This window comes from Methylomonas sp. Uni0011, assembly GCF_056850255.1.
On record NZ_JBVVNO010000010.1, the window covers coordinates 93,082 to 110,938 of the forward strand.

Sequence of the window (17,857 nt, forward strand, 5' to 3'; positions counted from 1 at the left end):
GGACTGCTTGGCTACGGTTGGAAACGCAGCACTTTGCCGATTCTGCTTTCGGTCGCGATATGGTGTAATCGGCGCTTTTCGATCAACCCGTTATTAGGCCATGCCGAATTCCAGGACCGCTCATTTTTGGATTGCGCTATTTAGCGTTGTTGGATTGCCCGGTTGCGGCGATATCCCCGGCCTCGGTCAACCGGCCGCCAAGCCGCTGGCTGCGACGCTAACGGCGCCGGTCGATCTGCCGGCCTTGCACTTGCAAAATGTCGCCAGTTTCGACGTATATCCGGACCGGAACCGGCTGCATGCCGTTTTCCTGGCGACGGCCGCGGATACTAAAACGCCTTCTGTCGCCTACCTGCATTCCGACGATGGCGGCTTACATTGGTCGGCGCCGCAAGCCATCGCGCCAAGCGCCGGCCGGCCGATCGAATCCAAAGCCGGCAACGATATCCAGATCGCCGCCAGCGGCGAAAATCTGCTGGCGGTTTGGCAAGCCACCGGCGAATTGCCCGGCATGGGGCCGCTGGCCAGCGCCTATTCCAGCGATGGCGGGCAAACCTGGGCGGCCGGCGCCAAGCCGACCGGCAGCGATGCCGACCAGTCCCACCCCGATTTGCTGGCGGACGGCGAAGGCCGCTTCCATGCCGTCTGGCTGGACGACAGGGACGAGAATGGTTACCAAGGCCTGCGCTACGCTCGCTCCAGCGACGCCGGCCAACATTGGGAATTGGCGCAAACCATAGACGACAGCAGTTGTTCCTGTTGTTGGAATCGCCTGGCGGCAGGGGCTGACGGCAGGATCAATGCGCTGTATCGGGATATGGTGCCGCGCGACATGGCGCTGGCGCAGTCGGCCGACGCGGGCGCAACTTGGCGCCGGGCAAGCCGGGTCGGCGCCTTCGATTGGCAGTTCGACGGTTGCCCGCACAACGGCGGCGGTTTGGCGCTGGCCGATGACCGGACTTTGCACAGCGTGGTCTGGACCGGCGCGGAAAACCGGGTTGGGTTGTATCATATGCAATCCAACGATAACGGCGCCAGTTGGACGCCGCCGCAACGTCTGGGCGAAGGCCCGGCGTTCCATGCCGATATTGCCGCCGGCTCCGGCCGATTGGTGGCAGTGTGGGATGCATTGGGGCCGGAGGGGTCGCGGGTCTATTTCAGCGAATCGGCCGATAGCGGCCGCAGCTGGTTACCGGCCCGGCAATTGTCGCCCGCCGCGGCATCCTTTCCGCGCATCGTGGCGACGCCGAACGGGTTTTTGGCGATGTGGCTGGAGCAATCGCCGGCCGGCAAAGTCTGGTCGGCAGCCGTTTTACAATGAGTTTACGAATTTAAGAGGTGGTCATGCCCAAGTTAGACATAACAACAATAATAAAACCCGGCTTGCTGGCGCTCGCGCTATTGAGTCCTTTACCGGTTTTTGCCCATGCGATTCTGGTGAAGTCGCAGCCGGCCAAGGACGAGACGTTGACCGAATCGCCGAAGCAAATCGATTTGTGGTTTAACGACGCGGTGCGCAGCGAGTACAAGGCGCTGGCCGTGATCGACAGCACCGGCAAACGGGTCGACAACCACGACGTCGAGCAAAGCCTGACCAACGGCGCCAATATCCACGCCACCGTGCCGACGCTGGCGCCCGGCGTCTATACCGTGCGTTACCGGGTGGTGTCCGAAGATACCCACATCGTTACCGGCAAGTTCGAATTCACCATCAAACCTTAACCGGCTTCAGTCATGACAATTCAAAGATTTTCCGCGTTTTGGGCGCTAGTCCTGCTGGGCGCCCTGTTGCTGAGCGGTTGCGACAAACTCGATTTCGGCACCAAACAATCCAACGCCCTGGGCAATCGGCCCGACCTGGATTGCATTATCGCCAACGACTTTTACGCGGTGCATTTCAGCGCTTATCTGCAGCCCGACAAGAACGACAAAACCGTCGACGCCAAAGCCGCGTTCGTGCCGTTTTGCCAACAAATCCCGCGCGCCGGCAAAATGTTTTTCACCGCCGATTTGATCGATCGCGACATCCGCAGTACGCCGATCGGCATCCGCTTGGTGGAAGTCGAAAAAACCGGCCAAAAAGCGCCGGACGACATTCGCGAAATTCGCACCGTTACCGAAATTCCGGCCAAGCTCTATCCGAAAGGCGCCGTCGAAGCCCAAGCCGATGTCGATAAAACCGGCGATTACGTCTTGTATCTGCTGATCGGCGACGCGATCGAGGAGGACGATAAATTCCGCGTCGCCTTGCAAGTCGGTGTGGCGCCGGACGGCCAGCAACCGCCCTGGCTGGCCATCGGCGGCGTCGCTGCGGCGATCGCCGCGGTGGCGGGCTTTCTGGTTTATTTGCTGCGCCGCAAACGCAAAGCCGCCGCAGAGCAGGAATAAAGCCGATGGCTAGATTGTGGGACATGTCGGCGTCGGCCGGCTGCAGGTATGTTTTGGCGATGGTTTTGCTTTTGATTTCGAACTGGGCCGCGGCGCACGCGCCGGGTTTGAGTTCGATAGAGTTGACGATGCAAGCCGACCGCGTCGTCGCCAAAATGACCTTTGCTTTGCAGGACATCGAAGCCTTTTCGCCGATGGATACCGACCTGGATGCCGAGGTCAGCGCCGCCGAACGCGAAGCGGCCAAACCCGCCGTGGCCCAACTCCTGGCCGAGCAGACCCGGGTCAACATCGACGGTGCCGACGTTCTGCCGGTTGTGCCGGGTAGCGTGAATTACGACGACCAGAACAATGCCCATGTCGAATTCAGTTTCCAGCCGGCGCCGAAACGGCAATTGCTGATGCAGTCCAAGTTTCTGGCCTGGTTGCAGGACGGCCACCAGCAGCATCTGACCGTACGCGATGCCGGCGGTAAACAGATCGCCGAGAAAATGCTGCGCCGCGACGACGACCAATTGCAGCTCGATCTCACCGCAGCCACTGGCGTCGAGGCCGGCCATGCCGGTTCGACCTTTCTGGATTTTCTGAAGCTGGGCGTCGAGCATATCCTGACCGGTTACGACCACTTGCTGTTTCTGTTCGCGCTGCTGGCGGTCACCCACAGCTTCTGGCCGGCGATCAAAATCGTCACCTTTTTCACGATAGCCCATTCCATCACGCTGGCCTGCGCCGGCTTGAATCTGGTGGATTTGCCGAGCAGCTTCGTCGAGCCGTTCATCGCTGCGACGATTGTGTATGTCAGCGTCGAAAACCTGATTCGGGGCGATCACCCCAAAGGTCGGCAATGGCTGACCTTCGGTTTCGGCTTGATCCACGGCTTCGGTTTTGCCAGCGTGTTGCGCGAGCTGGATATCAGCTCCGGCGATAGCGGCATCCTGATGCCGTTGTTGTCGTTCAATCTCGGTATCGAGGCCGGCCAAATCGCGGTTGCCTCCATCGTCTTGCCGCTGATTTGGTGGCTGAACCACAAACCCTATGCCAACAAGTTTCTGAAAGGCTGTTCGGCGCTGGTTTGTCTGGTCGGAGCATACTGGTTTATCGAACGGACCCTGCTTTAATCGGCCACGGTTCGGCAATTGGCCGCAGTTTGCCGGTCTGGCTGATTCCTTGTATTTATCGGACAATTTTTACAATTCGCTTAATTTTCGCTCCGCAGTTGCGTGCTATTTCCCAGAGCTGGCCAAAACGGATTTGTGATTGCTCGAAACCCACTGCCGCCTTTCGCTGCTGCGGGTCTGCGCGGAGTGCCGCAGCCGGCCGCCGGCGCCTATCGAAAGGAGCGTTCGTCTAATCTTGCGGTCTTGGCCGGCATAGTGGCGGCCGTCGCCGCGCTGCATTTTTTCGGGGTCCGTTGTTTGTTTTGCCCCAGTATTGCGCAGGCAGTCGCGCAACCCTTACCGCTACAAGTTTCCACCATCAAGATCCGGGCGGCGCAGACCGCGCCGGCCCGAGCCGCACCGCCGGAAACAGCCAAGCCGGCGCAGAAAAAACCGCAACCTAAGCCCAAACTGAAGCGCGTTATCCCCCAGGCGCCGGCATCCGATTTCTCGGTGTTGGACCAGGTCCTCGATCAAGCCCCGAAACCAGAAATTCAGACCAACCGGCCCGAGATTGCCCAGGATGTGGTGGCTGACGGCGAAAAACCGGTGTTTACCGAGGCCTACCTGAGTGCGGAGTACCAGCACAACCCGAAGCCGGGCTATCCGAGCATTGCCCGCAGCCGGGGCTGGCAGGGTAAGGTGTTGCTGCGGGTGCAAGTCGACGCCGAAGGCCGTGCCGAAACCGTAGAGCTCGAGCAAAGCTGCGGCCACGAGTTGCTCGACGAGTCGGCGCTGGAGGCCGTCAAACAATGGCGCTTCGTGCCGGCCAAGCGCGACGATGTTGCTGTCGCCAGCTCGGTGTTAGTGCCGATCATATTTTCGTTGCAAGACGAGCCGCCGATTTCCTAGGCACCGTTTCATTTCAAGCCAAATCCCCCTTATTGCCAGTTGGACCGGTTTCGTCGGCTGCGTGCAAGCGCGTGTGACAAAAAAAATATAATTCATATTTATGTTAAGATCGCCGCTCTGCCGGATGGGCGGGAGATAGCGCGCGGATCGCCGATTCGCGCCCATTATTTGATTTCGGATTGGCCGGCGCTGGTCGGTTGGGGGCGTTGTGAAGATAGTGAAATTGGGATTCGGGCTGGTGTTATTGGCGTTGCTGACGGCCGGCTGCGGAGCGCCGGACCAAATCAACGCCAGGAATTTGCAAGCCGCCCACAAATCGATGAATCGCATCAAACAGCACTTGCCGCCGGACCGCCAGTTACCGTTCGAAGTGGCCTACTGGTTGGTGCGGGAGCAGCTCAAGCACGAAGCCGACTTTCTGAAAACGATAGACGGCAAGACCCCGTCGCAGTTGATCGAACTGGGGCAGGCCGCGTTCGGCGCGCGCAAATCCGCCGGCGACCCGAAATATGCGAGTTATCAAAATTGGGAGCAATTGCTTACCGAATCCGGCAAACAGCGCGCCGAGCTTGGTGATGCCGAACAGGCCGATCCGCGCGACAAGAAGGGCTATCCGCGAGTCGACTACAAAATGCACGCGATGTAACTACGGCATTTATGCGTCTGTTACTGGTCGAGGACGATCCGGCCTTTGCTGTACTGCTGGCCGCCGATTTGCGCGGCGCCGGCTACATCGTCGATACCGCTGGCGACGGTGAGCAAGGTGAATTCCTCGGCGGCACCGAACAATACGATGCGGCGATCCTCGATCTTGGTTTGCCCAAACTCGCCGGCCTGGACGTGCTGAAATGCTGGCGCGACGCCGGTAACGCCATGCCGGTCATTGTGTTGACCGCCCGCGATGCCTGGTACGAAATCGTCGACGGTTTCAAGGCCGGCGCCGACGATTACGTCTGCAAACCCTGCCATCCCCAAGAATTGCTGGCCCGCTTACAGGCGGTTTTGAAGCGGGTACACCATTCAACCAGTCCAGATTAACCGTGTTTGGCGTCGAACTCGACGAAGACGAGCAAACCGCGACCCCAGCCGGCGGCGAGGCCCAGCCGCTGACCGCGATCGAATTCAGGCTATTGCGTTACTTCATGCTCAACGCCGGCAAGGTGTTGAGCAAGGCGCAACTGGGCGAACACGTTTACAGCGAATCGGCCGAGCCCGATAGCTGTTCGTGGCGATGAAAAACCTGCTAGACAACAACTACATCACCAACCGGGGCGCGGCATCCAGTCAGGCATGCCGCGCCTGGTCTGCGCCGGCTTTCAGTACGAGTTCTAACTCGGTTTTATCGGCTTTCACTTATTCCGCGGAGAAGGGGGCGTTTTAATGGCGCAATCCCTCCCGGCGTTTTCGCTTTGGTGTGCCCGGCGGGGCGGTCAAAACGCTGTCATCTTGCTTAGGCAAAATTCTGCTGCACAGGGCCGGCAAGCGTGAAATATGAAATATTATTAAAACTTCATATTTTTGCTAAGATAGCCCTCGTTTGCGTGGTGCCGGCGCTGACGCCCTCCAAAGTCGGGCTGGTGCCGCCAAATCATCATTTCGGAGTGGCGCGCCGTTCGAACCAGGTTCAGTGTCCACCATAACCCTTTGCAGGCAGAGGTCACTATGAGCAAGTCTTTCAAGCGTTTTTTGTTAACGATATTAATGTCTTCGGCCGGTTCGATGCCAGCCTATGCCCATCCTTTCCATGAGGCCGGCGAAGCGATCGGTTTCGGCAGCGGATTGCTGCATCCTTTTTCCAGTTCGGACCATATCTTGACGATGCTTTTTGTCGGGTTGTGGATCTGCCGTAGCGGCCATGGTCGAGCCGTCGTCTCGCTGGCGCTGACGTTCCTGGCGTTGCTGTTGTTGGGCGGCGCAATGGCTTTGGTTCCGCTGGAGATTGCCCATCCCGAAACGCTGATGTACGCCGGCATTTTGGTGCTGGGCTTACTGCTGGCGTCGGGACGCCAATTGCATTGGGCTTTGTCGTTATCGGTGATTGCCGGCGTCGCGGTATGCCATGGATACGCCCATGCTTACGATATTTGGCTGGATAGCGACGCGCTCGGTTATACCGCAGGTTTTACCTTAGCGACTTTGAGTCAACTAGCGCTCGGCGTTGCCGCAAATCGGGCCATCCCGGCATTGCTGGCCGCGCCAGCCCGCTGGGGCGCAGCCCGAATAAATTAAGCAATAATTTCAACCAAAGGAGTTCCGTTCAGCCAAGTTCAATCGCAAACCAGGAAATTTCGCTTTACCCCCATCGTTCAATTTAATTATCGAGAGTAAACATGTCATTCAAAAAAGTTTTAATCGCGTTCACCCTGTTTTTTTCAATGCTGGGCTTTTCCGGCGCGACCTTGGCCAAAGAAGCCAAAAAGAGCGTGCCTGAGGTATTGAAAGAAGTGGACGCCAAGATACAGGTTGCCTTGGACGCGATTCCTTCGGCCGATCCGACTAAAGTCGCCAGTTTGATCAAGGAAGTCGCAGAGAGCGCCAGCGAACTGAACGCCAACTACAAATTCGAATTCGAGCGCGACAAAGTGGTTTTGAAAATGAAAAAAGCCAGAGAGTTGGCTAAGAAATCCGATTTCGCCGGCGCGGAACAAGAATTGAAAGAAGCCCGCGCAGGCTTTGCCGGTCTGACCAAATTCCAGTAACAGGAAGTCAGTTACAGCTGTTTCTATTTCATGTATCGACTAGGGGCGGCCTGAGCCGCCCTTTTTTTTGCGCGGCAGAACCGCCTCAGAAGTTGACGTTGATGTTGGTAAACCAGACATGGTTGACCAAATCCGGCGCGCCGTAGTTGTGCACGTATTGCAGTTGGTAGCCGGTGTCGACGTTCAGCTCCGGCGTCAATTTATAACCGATGCCGAGGTAGCTGCGGTTCTGGTTGATGCCGGTTTGCACCGAACGCGCCAGGCGGCCGTCGTCCAACGAATTGAAATAGACGAAGAGCTCGTCTATGGCTATCAGGTAGGCTTTGGTGTCGGGTATCGAGTACACCAAACGAACGCGGTGGCGCATGCGGTGGGCGACGTTGTCTTCTTCGGAGAAAAAGCGTTGCTCCAGGCGGAAGCGGTACTGAAAATTCCACTCCGGCGACCAGTTGTCGACCCATTGCAACTGTTGCATGGCGTCGTTGGTGGCCAATTCGAAATCGGTCTGCTCGTTGTATTCGCCTTGCCAGGTGTAGCCGGCCCAGAGTTGCAGCTTTTTGGTCAGCTTGTAACCGACCAGCGGCCGGACGATGATTTGGGCGAACTGGTCGTTGTCGGTCTTGGTTCTGGGCGCCAGTTCCAAAAAAGCCAGATAGGGGCTGCCGCCGAAGTCGGTTTGGTAAGTATTGCTGATCCAGACGCCGAAATCGTCGCGGACCGGGCCGGCCGCCGCGGCGAATGTTGCCGGCAACAGCAGGCAGGCTGCCGTCCGGCGTGGTAAAAAATTGCGCATAGTGTTCGCTTGCTGAAATGGATAAATGCCGCTACGTCTTGCTGCAGCAACCGCTCACCCTAAACGAACGAGGCCGTCGCTCAGAACGCCTGGTTGGCGAACGGGTTGAAGCTGGGTCGCACCACGACGTTGAAACCGAATTCGGTGGCTTGGTGGCAGGCGTTGCAGGCAGCGGTAAGCTTATCGTAATTCGCGATAAATGCCTGTTGATTTTTGGCTTTCACGGCTTGATCCAGCTCGGCCAAGGGTTGGTCCAGATACAGCGCCAACAGATCGGGAATCGGTTGGCGAATCTGTTTGTGGGTCGGGTGGTATTTGCCGGCATCTTCGATGCCTTCGTGCAGTTCGTCGACTTCGTAAGCAGCCAGATCCCAATTTTGCGCCTGTCCGGCAAACCATAACTTGGCATGGCGGGTGGCGGTTTGGGCCATGATTTCGCCCAGGCCGGGTACGAAACCGGCGGTCTCCTGCTCATGCCGTTCCGGATGGGCGCAGGCGCCAAGCAAGCCTGCCAGGATTAAAGCCGTAAACGGTTTTGGGAATGTCGCTTTCATAAATGTTTCCTGGTAGTAATGGTGACCGGGTCGGGCCAAGCTATTCGCGCAGCATCGGCGACAGCTTACGACGGGCTGCCGTCGGTGCGCGGCTTTAGCAGCCGCGGGATGTAGTAGGCGGCCAACGCCAGGCAAAGGCCCAGCACGCCGAACACTACGCCCAGCCCTTTGGCGCTGCCGGCATTGGCTGCCGACGGCGGCGGCGCCATCGCTACCGTCAACGGCATGTGCAAGGCGCTGGTTTCCGGCGGCGTGTGCAAATCGGAGTCCTGCACCGACAGCACGGCTTGGTATTTGCCGGCGGTTTTGAAATCCACGCTGGCCGTCAATACGCCTTGCTTGACCACGGCCATCGGCACTTCGGCGATGACTTGACCATCCTCGCGCAAAATCTTCAGGCCGACCGGTTTTTTCCGCACATCCAGGTCCAGCAGGTCTACCGCGATTTGGGTTTTGCCGACCCGCGGCAGATCGACGCATTCGGCCTGCGGTATGGATTTATCGTCCTTGGCCTGGTTCGGGTCGAGTTGATAGGCGGAAAAATTGACCACGTAATAGTCGTTGGTCAGCATGCAACCGTACAGGTCGTAATTGCCGTCGGCGCCTTTGCGGTTGCCGCCCAGCGGTACCGACGCCTGCGCTTGGCCGAGGACGGTAGCGGCCAGGATCAAAACAGATAACATTTTCATGGCTTGACCTCTGGACTCGCCGCTGCGGCGACGACGGTAAACTTGGAGATGCCGCTGACCACCAGCCCGTCCTCGGTAATCACCCGATAGCGGACGGCGTAAGGGCCGGGCGGCAGAGCTTGGGTGGTTGCGGTTAGTCGGTGGCGTTCGCCCAACACCAGACGGGTGTCGCCGTTGTCGACCCGTTTGCCGTGGGCATCGACCACGACGACCGACGGCGAGCGTTCGCCGACATTGCCGCTGAACCAGAATTTGACGGTGCCATCGAAATTGCTCACTTCGGCGTCGTTTTTCGGCTCCGATTTCAGCAAAACGCCTTCCGCCAGAGCGTTCGGGCCGGCCAAAACCAGCCATATCGGGACGAGTAGATGTAACAACTTGGGCATGGCTTATCCTCAGGGCAGGCCAAAAAAGCCGGCGATGAACAACACCAGCGGATCGGACAAGGGGTGAAAGAAACCCAGCGTAATGACGGCCAGACTGATGACGAAAATCCGGGTCCAGATCGTCAAATCCAAATCCTGTTTGCGCCACATCAGGTGGAATGCCAACCAACTCAACAGCCAGACGCCGATGGCCAGGGTTTCCTTGCCGGTGTAAGAGCCGATGCTACCGTCCGGCCCCTTGCCTTGCGAGCCGGGAATCCAGTAACCGTAGCTATGCACCAGTTTGTCCAGGCCGGGCGACAGCCGGGAAATATGGTGGCTGACCATCAAGGTCAAAAATGCCAGCAATAACGCCAGGCTGGCTGCGACGACCGGGCCGGAGCGCAGCGTTTGAGTATTCGATTCGGATTGTTGTTGCATCAGCCTTTCCCGGTTCAAACGAAGCGCAGTTTGGCCAGCACCAGGCCGACGACGAAACCGAGCATCAGAAAACTCCACGACACCAGAATCGTGATGCCGACGAAGCGGCACAGGTCGCGCCGGGTCTGCATCGGCAAGCCGTAGTAATACAGCAGCGCGGTGGCGGACAGCATTAACGGGAACGGAAACAACGAGACGAATTCCTTGAATTCCATCAGCACGTTGTGGATTGCCGGCACCCGCTCCAAGATCCAGTCGCGAGGGCCGTCCTGGCCGCGGTAACGCATGTAGATCCAGTTACCGCTGATCGCGCCGGCCAAGTTCAGCAGGGTGGCTACCAGTAGCCAGCGGCGCAACGACTCCAGATTGACGTGCATGCCTTTGATCAACGGTAAGGCCCTATGCGTCAAATAAGTACCGACGACCACCGCCAGAATAGCGCTGAGGCCGTGGATGCCGGCCTTGAGGCTGTAGGCGCTGGGAAACCAGAAATTGGCGAGCGGTAAGCAGAGTAAAAGGGCCAGCGCAATCCCCACTTGCGTGCGAATCACGATTTTGCCGAAATTGTCATGTGTGTAATGTCCTGTGGACATTCAGCCTCTCCCTAAGAATCGCGGCCGGTAACCCCGGCTCTTTTCATGAATAACCCGCTTTGCCGCTGGCGCGGTGCGGGTTCCGCTTGCGTTATAATCGCCGGCTCCTATAACGACTATAAGAACAGGAGCTTGCTGTGGAACGTTTTACTATCTCTCTCAGCGACGAGCTGGCGGCGGAGTTCGACCAATGGATCGCCGCCCGCGGCTATTCCAACCGCTCCGAAGCCGTCCGCGACCTGTTGCGCAAGGAAATCGAGACCAAACGGCTGAAACAGGATCAAGCCATCTACAGCATCGCCACGCTGTCCTACGTTTACAACCACCACGAACGCAACCTGGCGGAGCGCCTGACCGGCCACCAGCACGACGCCCACGATCTGGTGGTATCGTCGATGCACGTGCATCTGGATCACGACGACTGCCTGGAAACCTTGTTTCTGCGCGGGCTGACCGCGCGCATCCGCGGGTTTGCCGACAAGCTGTCCGCCGAAACCGGCGTCCGCCACGCTTCGCTTAACATGGTGCCGGTGAAAATGGCCTCTGTCAGCCACCAACACGACCACCACGGCCATAGCCATTCGCATATTCATCCGCATAGCTGAGCCGGTTCGAAACCGCTGCTGCGGGGCATAATAAGACATTTTATTTATTATTCATAATTTTTAAAAATGTGATATGTGTCGTATGATTCCCGGCCTATTCGTCTTAACTGGCATTTGATTTGAATTTTGCAGGCTGTTCGCGTCGGTAAACCATGAAATTGCGCCGTTCCCGCTCCCCATCCGAAGTGTTGCCTGCCGGGCTGCGGCTGCTCGGCTTCGGTTTGCCGTTACTGGCAGTGGTGGCTTGGCTCGGTGTGCAATTTGTCGGATTGGACGCGCTGGGCTGGAACAACGGCTTCAACCACCCGCTGGCCGGGTGGGACCATTTGCTGGCGATGCTGGCGGTCGGAATTTGGGCCGCGCAATTGCGCGGTCATGCCGTCTGGATGCTGCCGCTGGCCTTCGTCGGCGTGATGAGTCTGGGCGGTTTGGCCGGCGCCGCCGGGATCACGATACCCAGCGTCGAAGGCATCATTCTGCTGTCTTGCGCGGTATTCGCGCTGCTTATCACGCGCAAGGCCCGCTTCAGCAGCAAGATTAACGTGCTGATCGTCGCCTTCTTCGCTTTTTTCCACGGCTTTGCCCACGGCCAGGAAATTTCCACCTCCGCCAGCCTGCTTTCTTACACGCTGGGCTTTATGCTGGCGACCTTGCTGCTGCACGGTGCCGGAATTTTGGTCGCCAAGTTGGTGGTGCTGGCCGCGACTTTTCTGCTGACCGCGATGTTTTCGCAGTCGGTATGGGCCAAAGCCGGCCCGACCGAAACGGCCGAGCCTGCCGCTTCGACACATTTGCGAGCGGATGCGGGGTTTTGCTCCGCCAATTTGGCCGGCTACGGGGGTGACTGGGACTTGGCTGGCGAGAATTCCCATAGCGCGGCGGCGAACAGTAGCGCCAAAGCCGCTCTAGCCAAACCGCCCGCCGGGTTTGCGGTCGCTGGCGCCGAATCGGTTGCGGCGGGCGCATTGCCGGTGCTTGATTGCTTTGCTGTGGCGCTGGCCGATATGGCCCGCAATTGCCTGAGCAGTTTTAAACAGCGCTTTCCGGATATCAACCAGACACCGGGCACCCAACTGCTCAGCAGCGGTGTCGGCCGCACCTCGCCGCCGCTATCCGTGTCCGCAAGCCCCGCCCCGATTTCTTTAGCGTTTCGCTCGACCCCTTCCGTATCCGCTGAATCCATTCAGCAAATCCGCGCCGAATCTTTTGGCGCCGCTCCCGACACCCGAAACTTTTACCGCCTGCACGCGACCGCCTTTTGCGCCGCCGGCAACGGCTTGGCTCGACGTTGCCTTAGCGCCGGCCGTTCCCGCTCGTTTGCCGCGAGCAAAACCGCTTTCCACATCCAATCCGGCTCGAGACCGGTGTTCATAACAACCACGACCGCAACGATATTCGCACTATGAGGAAGAATATGTACCCACTACGCCTGTCCCGGCGCGCCGCGCTGTTTCCCAAAACACTAATGGCCGTCGGCCTGGAAATCGCCCTTGGTCTGGCCGGGGCCGACGTGTTGGCCGAGCCGGCGCCGGATACGGCGGATACGATCGCCGTCGCCGCTGCCGAAGAGGCGAAGCCGGCAGCCAAAACCGTCAAAAAAGCCAAAAAAGCGGAAAAGTCGGAAGAGCTGGAAGCGGTGCAAGTCGAGGAAGACGGCCGCGCCAAAAATCTGATCGGCATCGCGCCGTCGGCCTCGCAAGGCGAAGTCAGCCAGAAGCAATTCGAACATCGGCCGTTCTCGCGTAACGGTGAGCTGGTCGAAGTCGTGCCCGGCGCCATCGCCACCCAGCACAGCGGCTCCGGCAAGGCCAACCAGTACTTCCTGCGCGGTTTCAATCTGGACCACGGTACCGACTTCACCACCTTCGTCGACGGCATTCCGATGAACATGACCACCCATGCCCATGGCCAGGGTTACATGGACATCAATAGCATCATTCCGGAGCTGGTCAAGAAAGTCGAATACGGCAAAGGCCCGTATTACGCCGAGGTCGGCGACTTTGCCGCCGCCGGTTACGCCAAAATGTTCACGATGGACAAACTGGACCAGGGCATTTTGAAATTCACGGCCGGCTCGTTCGATTATTACCGCACGCTGGTCGCCAACTCGATGAAAGTCGGCGACGGCGATTTGCTCTATGCCGGCGAATTCAATCTGTACGACGGCGTCTGGCAAGTGCCGGAAGACTCGAAGAAATTCAACGGCCAGTTGCGTTACACCCTGGGCGGCGACGATTGGGGCATGTCGATCAACGGCAAGGCCTATACCAACAGTTGGACGGCGACCAACCAGATTCCGCAAGCGGCGATCGACAACGGCAGTCTCGGGCTTTACGGCAGTATGGACCCGACCGACGGCGGCGAAACCAACCGTTACAGCGCCTCCGCCAGTTTCTGGAATCAGGGCGGTAACTGGAAAAACGACGCCAATATCTATGCCTTGTATACCGACCTGAACCTGTTTTCCAATTTCAGCGGTTTTACCCGCGGTGCCGGCGGCGACCAGATATTGCAATCCGAGCGTCGGGTGCAAACCGGCGGCCATTTCGAACACACCCGCTACAACAAATTGTTCGGCTTCGAAATGGATAACAGCGTCGGTCTGCAATTCCGCAACGACCAGATCATGGACTTGGGCTTGTACGAAACCGAAGCCCGTCAAATCGTCAATACCGTCAGTCGTCACAATGTCGGCGTCACCACGGTCGGCACGTACTTCAAAAACACCACGCACTGGCACGATAAAGTCCGCACCATTGCCGGTTTGCGCGGCGACTTTATCAACAATGACGTCGAGGTCGCCGCCACCGGTAGCGGCCTGGCATCGACGATTGCGGCCAACTCGGGCAGCCGCGGCAAGGTTATGGTCAGCCCGAAAATCAGCTTGGTCTTGGGGCCCTGGTACGACACCGAGTTTTTCTTTAACGCCGGTTACGGTTACCACTCCAACGATGCCCGCGGCACGACCCTGCAAGTTAATCCAACCGATGGCAGTCCGGTCGACTCGGCCGCCGCCCGCATTCGTCCCGCCGCCTGGTCGCGCGGCGGCGAGGCCGGTATTCGCAGCAACTATGTGCCGGGCCTGAACAGCACCTTCGCCTTGTGGTGGCTGGAATCCAGCCAGGAACTGGTGTTCGTCGGCGACGCCGGCACTACGGAAGCCACCGGCAAATCGCACCGTTACGGCGTCGAATTGACCAACTACTACAAACCGTTCGATTGGCTGACGCTGGATGCCGACTTTGCGTTGACCACCGCCAAATATGCCGACAACAATCTGTATATCCCGAACTCGGTCGGCCGGGTGGTTTCCACCGGCGCCACGATCGAAGCGCCGAACGGCTTGTTCGGCTCGATTCGCTTGCGGCATTTCGGCCGGGTCTATCTGGACCGCGATCCGGATACCAACGTCGATTACTGGTCCGGCGATACCAACATCGTCAACCTCAGCGCCGGTTACAAGCAGAAGCGTTACAAATTCGAGATCGACGTGTTCAACATCCTCGGTTCGCAAAGTAATGACATCGCCTATGCCTATGAATCTTCTTATCCGAACGGTTCGCCCAACCAATTCGGCATCCTGAAGCATCCGGTCGAACCGCGCATGTTCCGCGGCACCATTACCATCAATTTCTGAGGTGAGCGGCATGACAATTCGACTTCCGGCTTTCGGGCTGGCGTTGTTACTGCTGGGGTTGATAGCCGGTCGGGCCGACGCCCATCCGCCCGGGCTCAGCTCGCTGGATCTGGCCTTGAAACCGGACCATATCGAGGCCACCGCAACCTTTGCATTGCAGGATATCGAAGCCTTCGTAGCGATGGATAGCGATCTGGACGCCGAAGTCAGCGATGCCGAGCGCGAAGCGGCCAAGCCCGCCATCGCCAAACTGTTGGCGGAACAATTGCGTATCGCGGTTGACGGCGTCGAAGTGCAGAGTCAGCCCGGCCCGGTCAGTTACGACGGCAAGAACAATGCCCAGGTCGAGTTGCAGTATCCGCTGGCGGTGCAACGCCAGCTACGAGTGCAATCCGGATTTCTGGCATTGCTGCCGGACGGCCACCAGCAGTACTTGACGGTACGCGATGCCGCCGGGAAGTCGCTGGCCGAAAAGATGCTGGGCCGCAACGACGACCAATACCTCCTGACACTCGCCGCCGTCGCGGACTCGGCAGCCCCCCAAGCTGCGTTCGCGGCGTTCGGCGACTTTTTTAAGTTGGGTATCGAACACATCCTGACCGGCTACGACCACCTGCTGTTTCTGTTCGCATTATTGGCGGTGACGCATAGTTTGTGGCCGGCGTTGAGGATCATCACCTTCTTTACCATCGCCCATTCCATCACCCTGGCCTGCGCCGGATTGCGACTGGTCGAACTGCCGGCCAGTTTCGTCGAACCCTTCATCGCCGCGACGATTATCTACGTCGGCATCGAGAACATTGTCCGTGGCGACCAGCCCAAGGGCCGGCATTGGCTGACCTTCGGTTTCGGGCTGATCCACGGCTTCGGCTTTGCCGGGGTGTTGCAGGAAATGAACATCTCGGCGGCCGACACCGGGATTTTGTTGCCGCTGCTGGCGTTCAACTTAGGCATAGAAAGCGGACAGATTGCCGTCGCGGCGCTGGTGCTGCCGTTGATCTGGTGGCTGAACAATCAGGTCGCAACCGCCAGCCGGTTTTTGAAGGGCGGCTCGGTTGCGGTCAGTGTGATGGGCGCCTTCTGGCTGGTGGAGCGGACCCTATTGTAAATACAACCGAACGGCGGATTTACGGACCTGCCTCGACACTCAGGCTAAATCCGCCGGTTGCAATTCCAAGCCAAAAAATAGTTTTTTCGAGTCGAGGCCGGTTATTGTTGCCATTGTCAGAAAACGATTGCACTACTTGAGTGGGTAGGTTGCTCATGGCTGGTGATTTTGGAGCCGGAATGATTGGCGGCTTTGATCGGAATCGGCGCAGTGCTAGCGTAGAAAAACCATCCCCTCCCGTATACCTACCGCGATTAATTTCTATAAAGCGCGTATTTCCCCTGTCCGGCCACCGAGTATCCCGGTAGTGAATTAGGGCTTTTGGATGCAGCGAACTGGCCTAGTCGACTCGTTGCTGTCTATCGCTTAATCTGATTCAATGCCGGCAATACGATAGTTGCCCGTCAAATCAATTGATCTGCGGTGATATACAGAAGGGAAATTCATATGCGGAACAATAAATTATCGTTTCGAAGATCATTTTTTCGGTAGTTATACGGAAACCATCTGATTACTAATTAGTAGACCTATTGGGAGCTAAGAATGACGCTTCATTTCGAACGAGTACTCTTCGTCGTAGCACCTCGCGATTCGGGCAAGAGCACAGCCTTACGTTCTCTGTTCCAGGATCGACGCCTTGGTACAAGTGGAGAAGTTCCGAGTTCAGATCAACGTCGCTTGAATGAGGACTATTGGCTGAGCAACGAGCGGCGACTGTACTTGCGCCTTACTTCACCTCACGAGTCAAACGAATCAATGGATGAGTTCCTTGAGAAGTCTCGTCAGAAGATGCCTTCTGGCCGGTGGTGCATGGCCGCACCATTGCAGCCAGACGCCTACAAGCAAATGCCGGATGTAGTGGCATCAGTTCGCGGCTTTGTTGCCGCGTTTAGACCGGAGCGGACTCGGGTTGCCTTTCTGTCCCCCACCCGGCACGGAGTCGAGGTGCCTGACTTCGTTCCCGGTAGGGATCTCCGTGATGAGCTCCATTTACTTGGCGGTGTTGAGGTCTTATGTTTGGACGGCCGCCGCCGGGGAGTGAATGGACTCACTCTCGCCGACTTCTTCGATTTCAGTTGAAGAGGCCTAACCAGTCGCTCAAGCCGACTCAGGTCGGCAAGCCGCTGCTAGTGGATCATCTTCAACGTTAGTTTGACAACATGAAGACCTCAGGTTTTGTTGAACACCCGGCACTTACGCCATTATTGCCACTCATGCAAAGCTACATGCTAAAAGGTTTGGCTGCGCAGAAAGAGGGAATAATCAATTTTGAGGCTAGTGTGCTTGAAATCTACGCAGCAAGTGTTCTAGAAAAGGTTGGCGAGATTGATAACGCCGTTGCATCTATTCGTCTTGCGATGAACTTTATTCTTGATTTGGATGTGACTGCAGACGTAACGTCAAACGTATATCGGTACCACTATGAGAACTACATATTCAGGAGTGTCGGCATTGCCGACCGGGCACATAGGCTCGTGGGCGCATCTCTGATGTTGAATGCTGCAAAGTACGAAAGCTCTGGTGGCATTAAATACGTACAGGCGCATGTAAAGTCCGATCACCCTGAAATCTATACCGCACTCACAGCCGTCTCGGATGCGGCAAAACCCAACAAATCGCTACGCAACGAAATTATCCACTCCACTGCATTTTCAAATAGAGAACTAGGGCTGTTTTCTGCAATTGAAGTTATTGGCCTTGACGTGCAGTCTGATATTGACGTTAAGGAATTGAAGTTGGACTATTTCTCAGAGGGCGGAGCCCAAATTGCAGTAAACCTCTCAGAGGTCATCACATCCGTACGTGTCTTGCTCGATTCTCTTGCTAAAACCTATGAAACAGTAAAACAGGGTCATATATGGTCCGCCCCGTATTGCAAGAAAAAATTCACCAGTAACATAAAGAAAATATTGCGCCCATATATCCGGCCTGTAATTGAGGATTAAACGACCTCGGGCCCTGATGGACTTCGCGCA

General features: G+C 57.5%; 21 protein-coding genes. 15 read left to right on the forward strand and 6 right to left on the reverse strand.

Annotation, left to right across the window (positions count from 1 at the left end):
• The first annotated feature begins 100 nt into the window (after positions 1-100).
• The 10 genes from AC0IM9_RS13110 to AC0IM9_RS13155 all read left to right on the forward strand — a co-directional run bounded on the left by AC0IM9_RS13110 (position 101) and on the right by AC0IM9_RS13155 (position 7,096).
• Entirely contained in the window at positions 101-1,321 is a 1,221-nt protein-coding gene (locus AC0IM9_RS13110) for a sialidase family protein (protein ID WP_482804300.1), read from the forward strand.
• A 23-nt stretch (positions 1,322-1,344) separates the two neighbouring features.
• Positions 1,345-1,722, forward strand: coding sequence for a copper resistance CopC family protein (locus AC0IM9_RS13115; protein ID WP_140910745.1), 378 nt, complete (start codon positions 1,345-1,347; stop codon positions 1,720-1,722).
• A 12-nt stretch (positions 1,723-1,734) separates the two neighbouring features.
• On the forward strand, positions 1,735-2,388 hold the full coding sequence (locus tag AC0IM9_RS13120; RefSeq protein ID WP_482804301.1) for a hypothetical protein: 654 nt from the start codon (positions 1,735-1,737) through the stop codon (positions 2,386-2,388).
• A gap of 5 nt (positions 2,389-2,393) precedes the next feature.
• The gene (locus AC0IM9_RS13125) at positions 2,394-3,506 is read left to right on the forward strand and encodes a HupE/UreJ family protein (protein ID WP_482804302.1); all 1,113 of its coding nucleotides are present in this window, start codon (positions 2,394-2,396) and stop codon (positions 3,504-3,506) included.
• A gap of 255 nt (positions 3,507-3,761) precedes the next feature.
• A complete protein-coding gene (locus AC0IM9_RS13130) occupies positions 3,762-4,397 on the forward strand; it encodes an energy transducer TonB (protein ID WP_482804303.1) in 636 nt (211 codons plus the stop codon).
• A 208-nt stretch (positions 4,398-4,605) separates the two neighbouring features.
• Positions 4,606-5,043 carry a hypothetical protein gene (locus tag AC0IM9_RS13135; RefSeq protein ID WP_278210191.1) on the forward strand — a complete coding sequence of 146 codons (438 nt, stop codon included), beginning with the start codon at positions 4,606-4,608 and terminating at the stop codon, positions 5,041-5,043.
• Between the two features lie 11 nt (positions 5,044-5,054).
• Positions 5,055-5,435, forward strand: coding sequence for a response regulator (locus AC0IM9_RS13140; RefSeq protein ID WP_482804304.1), 381 nt, complete (start codon positions 5,055-5,057; stop codon positions 5,433-5,435).
• 2 nt (positions 5,436-5,437) lie between these two features.
• Positions 5,438-5,632: a winged helix-turn-helix domain-containing protein gene (locus AC0IM9_RS13145; protein ID WP_482804305.1), complete on the forward strand. Its 195-nt coding sequence runs from the start codon at positions 5,438-5,440 to the stop codon at positions 5,630-5,632.
• A gap of 427 nt (positions 5,633-6,059) precedes the next feature.
• Positions 6,060-6,626, forward strand: a complete 567-nt coding sequence (locus tag AC0IM9_RS13150; protein ID WP_482804306.1) for a HupE/UreJ family protein — start codon at positions 6,060-6,062, stop codon at positions 6,624-6,626.
• A 101-nt stretch (positions 6,627-6,727) separates the two neighbouring features.
• Positions 6,728-7,096, forward strand: a complete 369-nt coding sequence (locus AC0IM9_RS13155; RefSeq protein WP_140910739.1) for a hypothetical protein — start codon at positions 6,728-6,730, stop codon at positions 7,094-7,096.
• A gap of 85 nt (positions 7,097-7,181) precedes the next feature.
• Here AC0IM9_RS13155 and AC0IM9_RS13160 read toward each other — a convergent pair whose 3' ends face one another.
• The 6 genes from AC0IM9_RS13160 to AC0IM9_RS13185 all read right to left on the reverse strand — a co-directional run bounded on the left by AC0IM9_RS13160 (position 7,182) and on the right by AC0IM9_RS13185 (position 10,531).
• Positions 7,182-7,889 (reverse strand): DUF2490 domain-containing protein, encoded by a 708-nt coding sequence (locus AC0IM9_RS13160; protein WP_140910738.1) that lies wholly within the window; start codon positions 7,887-7,889, stop codon positions 7,182-7,184.
• An 80-nt stretch (positions 7,890-7,969) separates the two neighbouring features.
• Positions 7,970-8,443, reverse strand: coding sequence for a hypothetical protein (locus AC0IM9_RS13165; protein ID WP_260839166.1), 474 nt, complete (start codon positions 8,441-8,443; stop codon positions 7,970-7,972).
• Positions 8,444-8,508: 65 nt separating this feature from the next.
• Positions 8,509-9,132, reverse strand: a complete 624-nt coding sequence (locus AC0IM9_RS13170; RefSeq protein WP_445371880.1) for a hypothetical protein — start codon at positions 9,130-9,132, stop codon at positions 8,509-8,511.
• The gene (locus AC0IM9_RS13175; protein WP_445371879.1) at positions 9,129-9,518 is read right to left on the reverse strand and encodes a copper resistance CopC family protein; all 390 of its coding nucleotides are present in this window, start codon (positions 9,516-9,518) and stop codon (positions 9,129-9,131) included. Before AC0IM9_RS13175 ends, AC0IM9_RS13170 begins: the two co-directional genes overlap by 4 nt.
• Positions 9,519-9,527: 9 nt before the next feature.
• Positions 9,528-9,938, reverse strand: a complete 411-nt coding sequence (locus tag AC0IM9_RS13180) for a hypothetical protein (protein WP_482804307.1) — start codon at positions 9,936-9,938, stop codon at positions 9,528-9,530.
• A 14-nt stretch (positions 9,939-9,952) separates the two neighbouring features.
• Complete coding sequence (locus AC0IM9_RS13185) at positions 9,953-10,531, reverse strand: hypothetical protein (RefSeq protein WP_278210206.1); 579 nt, start codon at positions 10,529-10,531, stop codon at positions 9,953-9,955.
• Positions 10,532-10,668: 137 nt separating this feature from the next.
• Between AC0IM9_RS13185 and nikR the strand changes: the two genes are divergently transcribed.
• From nikR to AC0IM9_RS13210, 5 genes are all read left to right on the forward strand, one after another.
• Positions 10,669-11,136 (forward strand): nickel-responsive transcriptional regulator NikR, encoded by a 468-nt coding sequence (gene nikR / locus AC0IM9_RS13190; RefSeq protein WP_278210207.1) that lies wholly within the window; start codon positions 10,669-10,671, stop codon positions 11,134-11,136.
• A gap of 152 nt (positions 11,137-11,288) precedes the next feature.
• The gene (locus AC0IM9_RS13195; RefSeq protein ID WP_482804308.1) at positions 11,289-12,542 is read left to right on the forward strand and encodes a HupE/UreJ family protein; all 1,254 of its coding nucleotides are present in this window, start codon (positions 11,289-11,291) and stop codon (positions 12,540-12,542) included.
• 8 nt (positions 12,543-12,550) lie between these two features.
• Positions 12,551-14,773, forward strand: coding sequence for a TonB-dependent receptor (locus AC0IM9_RS13200; protein WP_482804309.1), 2,223 nt, complete (start codon positions 12,551-12,553; stop codon positions 14,771-14,773).
• A gap of 10 nt (positions 14,774-14,783) precedes the next feature.
• Positions 14,784-15,881, forward strand: a complete 1,098-nt coding sequence (locus AC0IM9_RS13205; RefSeq protein WP_482804310.1) for a HupE/UreJ family protein — start codon at positions 14,784-14,786, stop codon at positions 15,879-15,881.
• Positions 15,882-17,041: 1,160 nt separating this feature from the next.
• Positions 17,042-17,827, forward strand: coding sequence for a Cthe_2314 family HEPN domain-containing protein (locus tag AC0IM9_RS13210; protein WP_482804311.1), 786 nt, complete (start codon positions 17,042-17,044; stop codon positions 17,825-17,827).
• Positions 17,828-17,857: the final 30 nt, after the last annotated feature.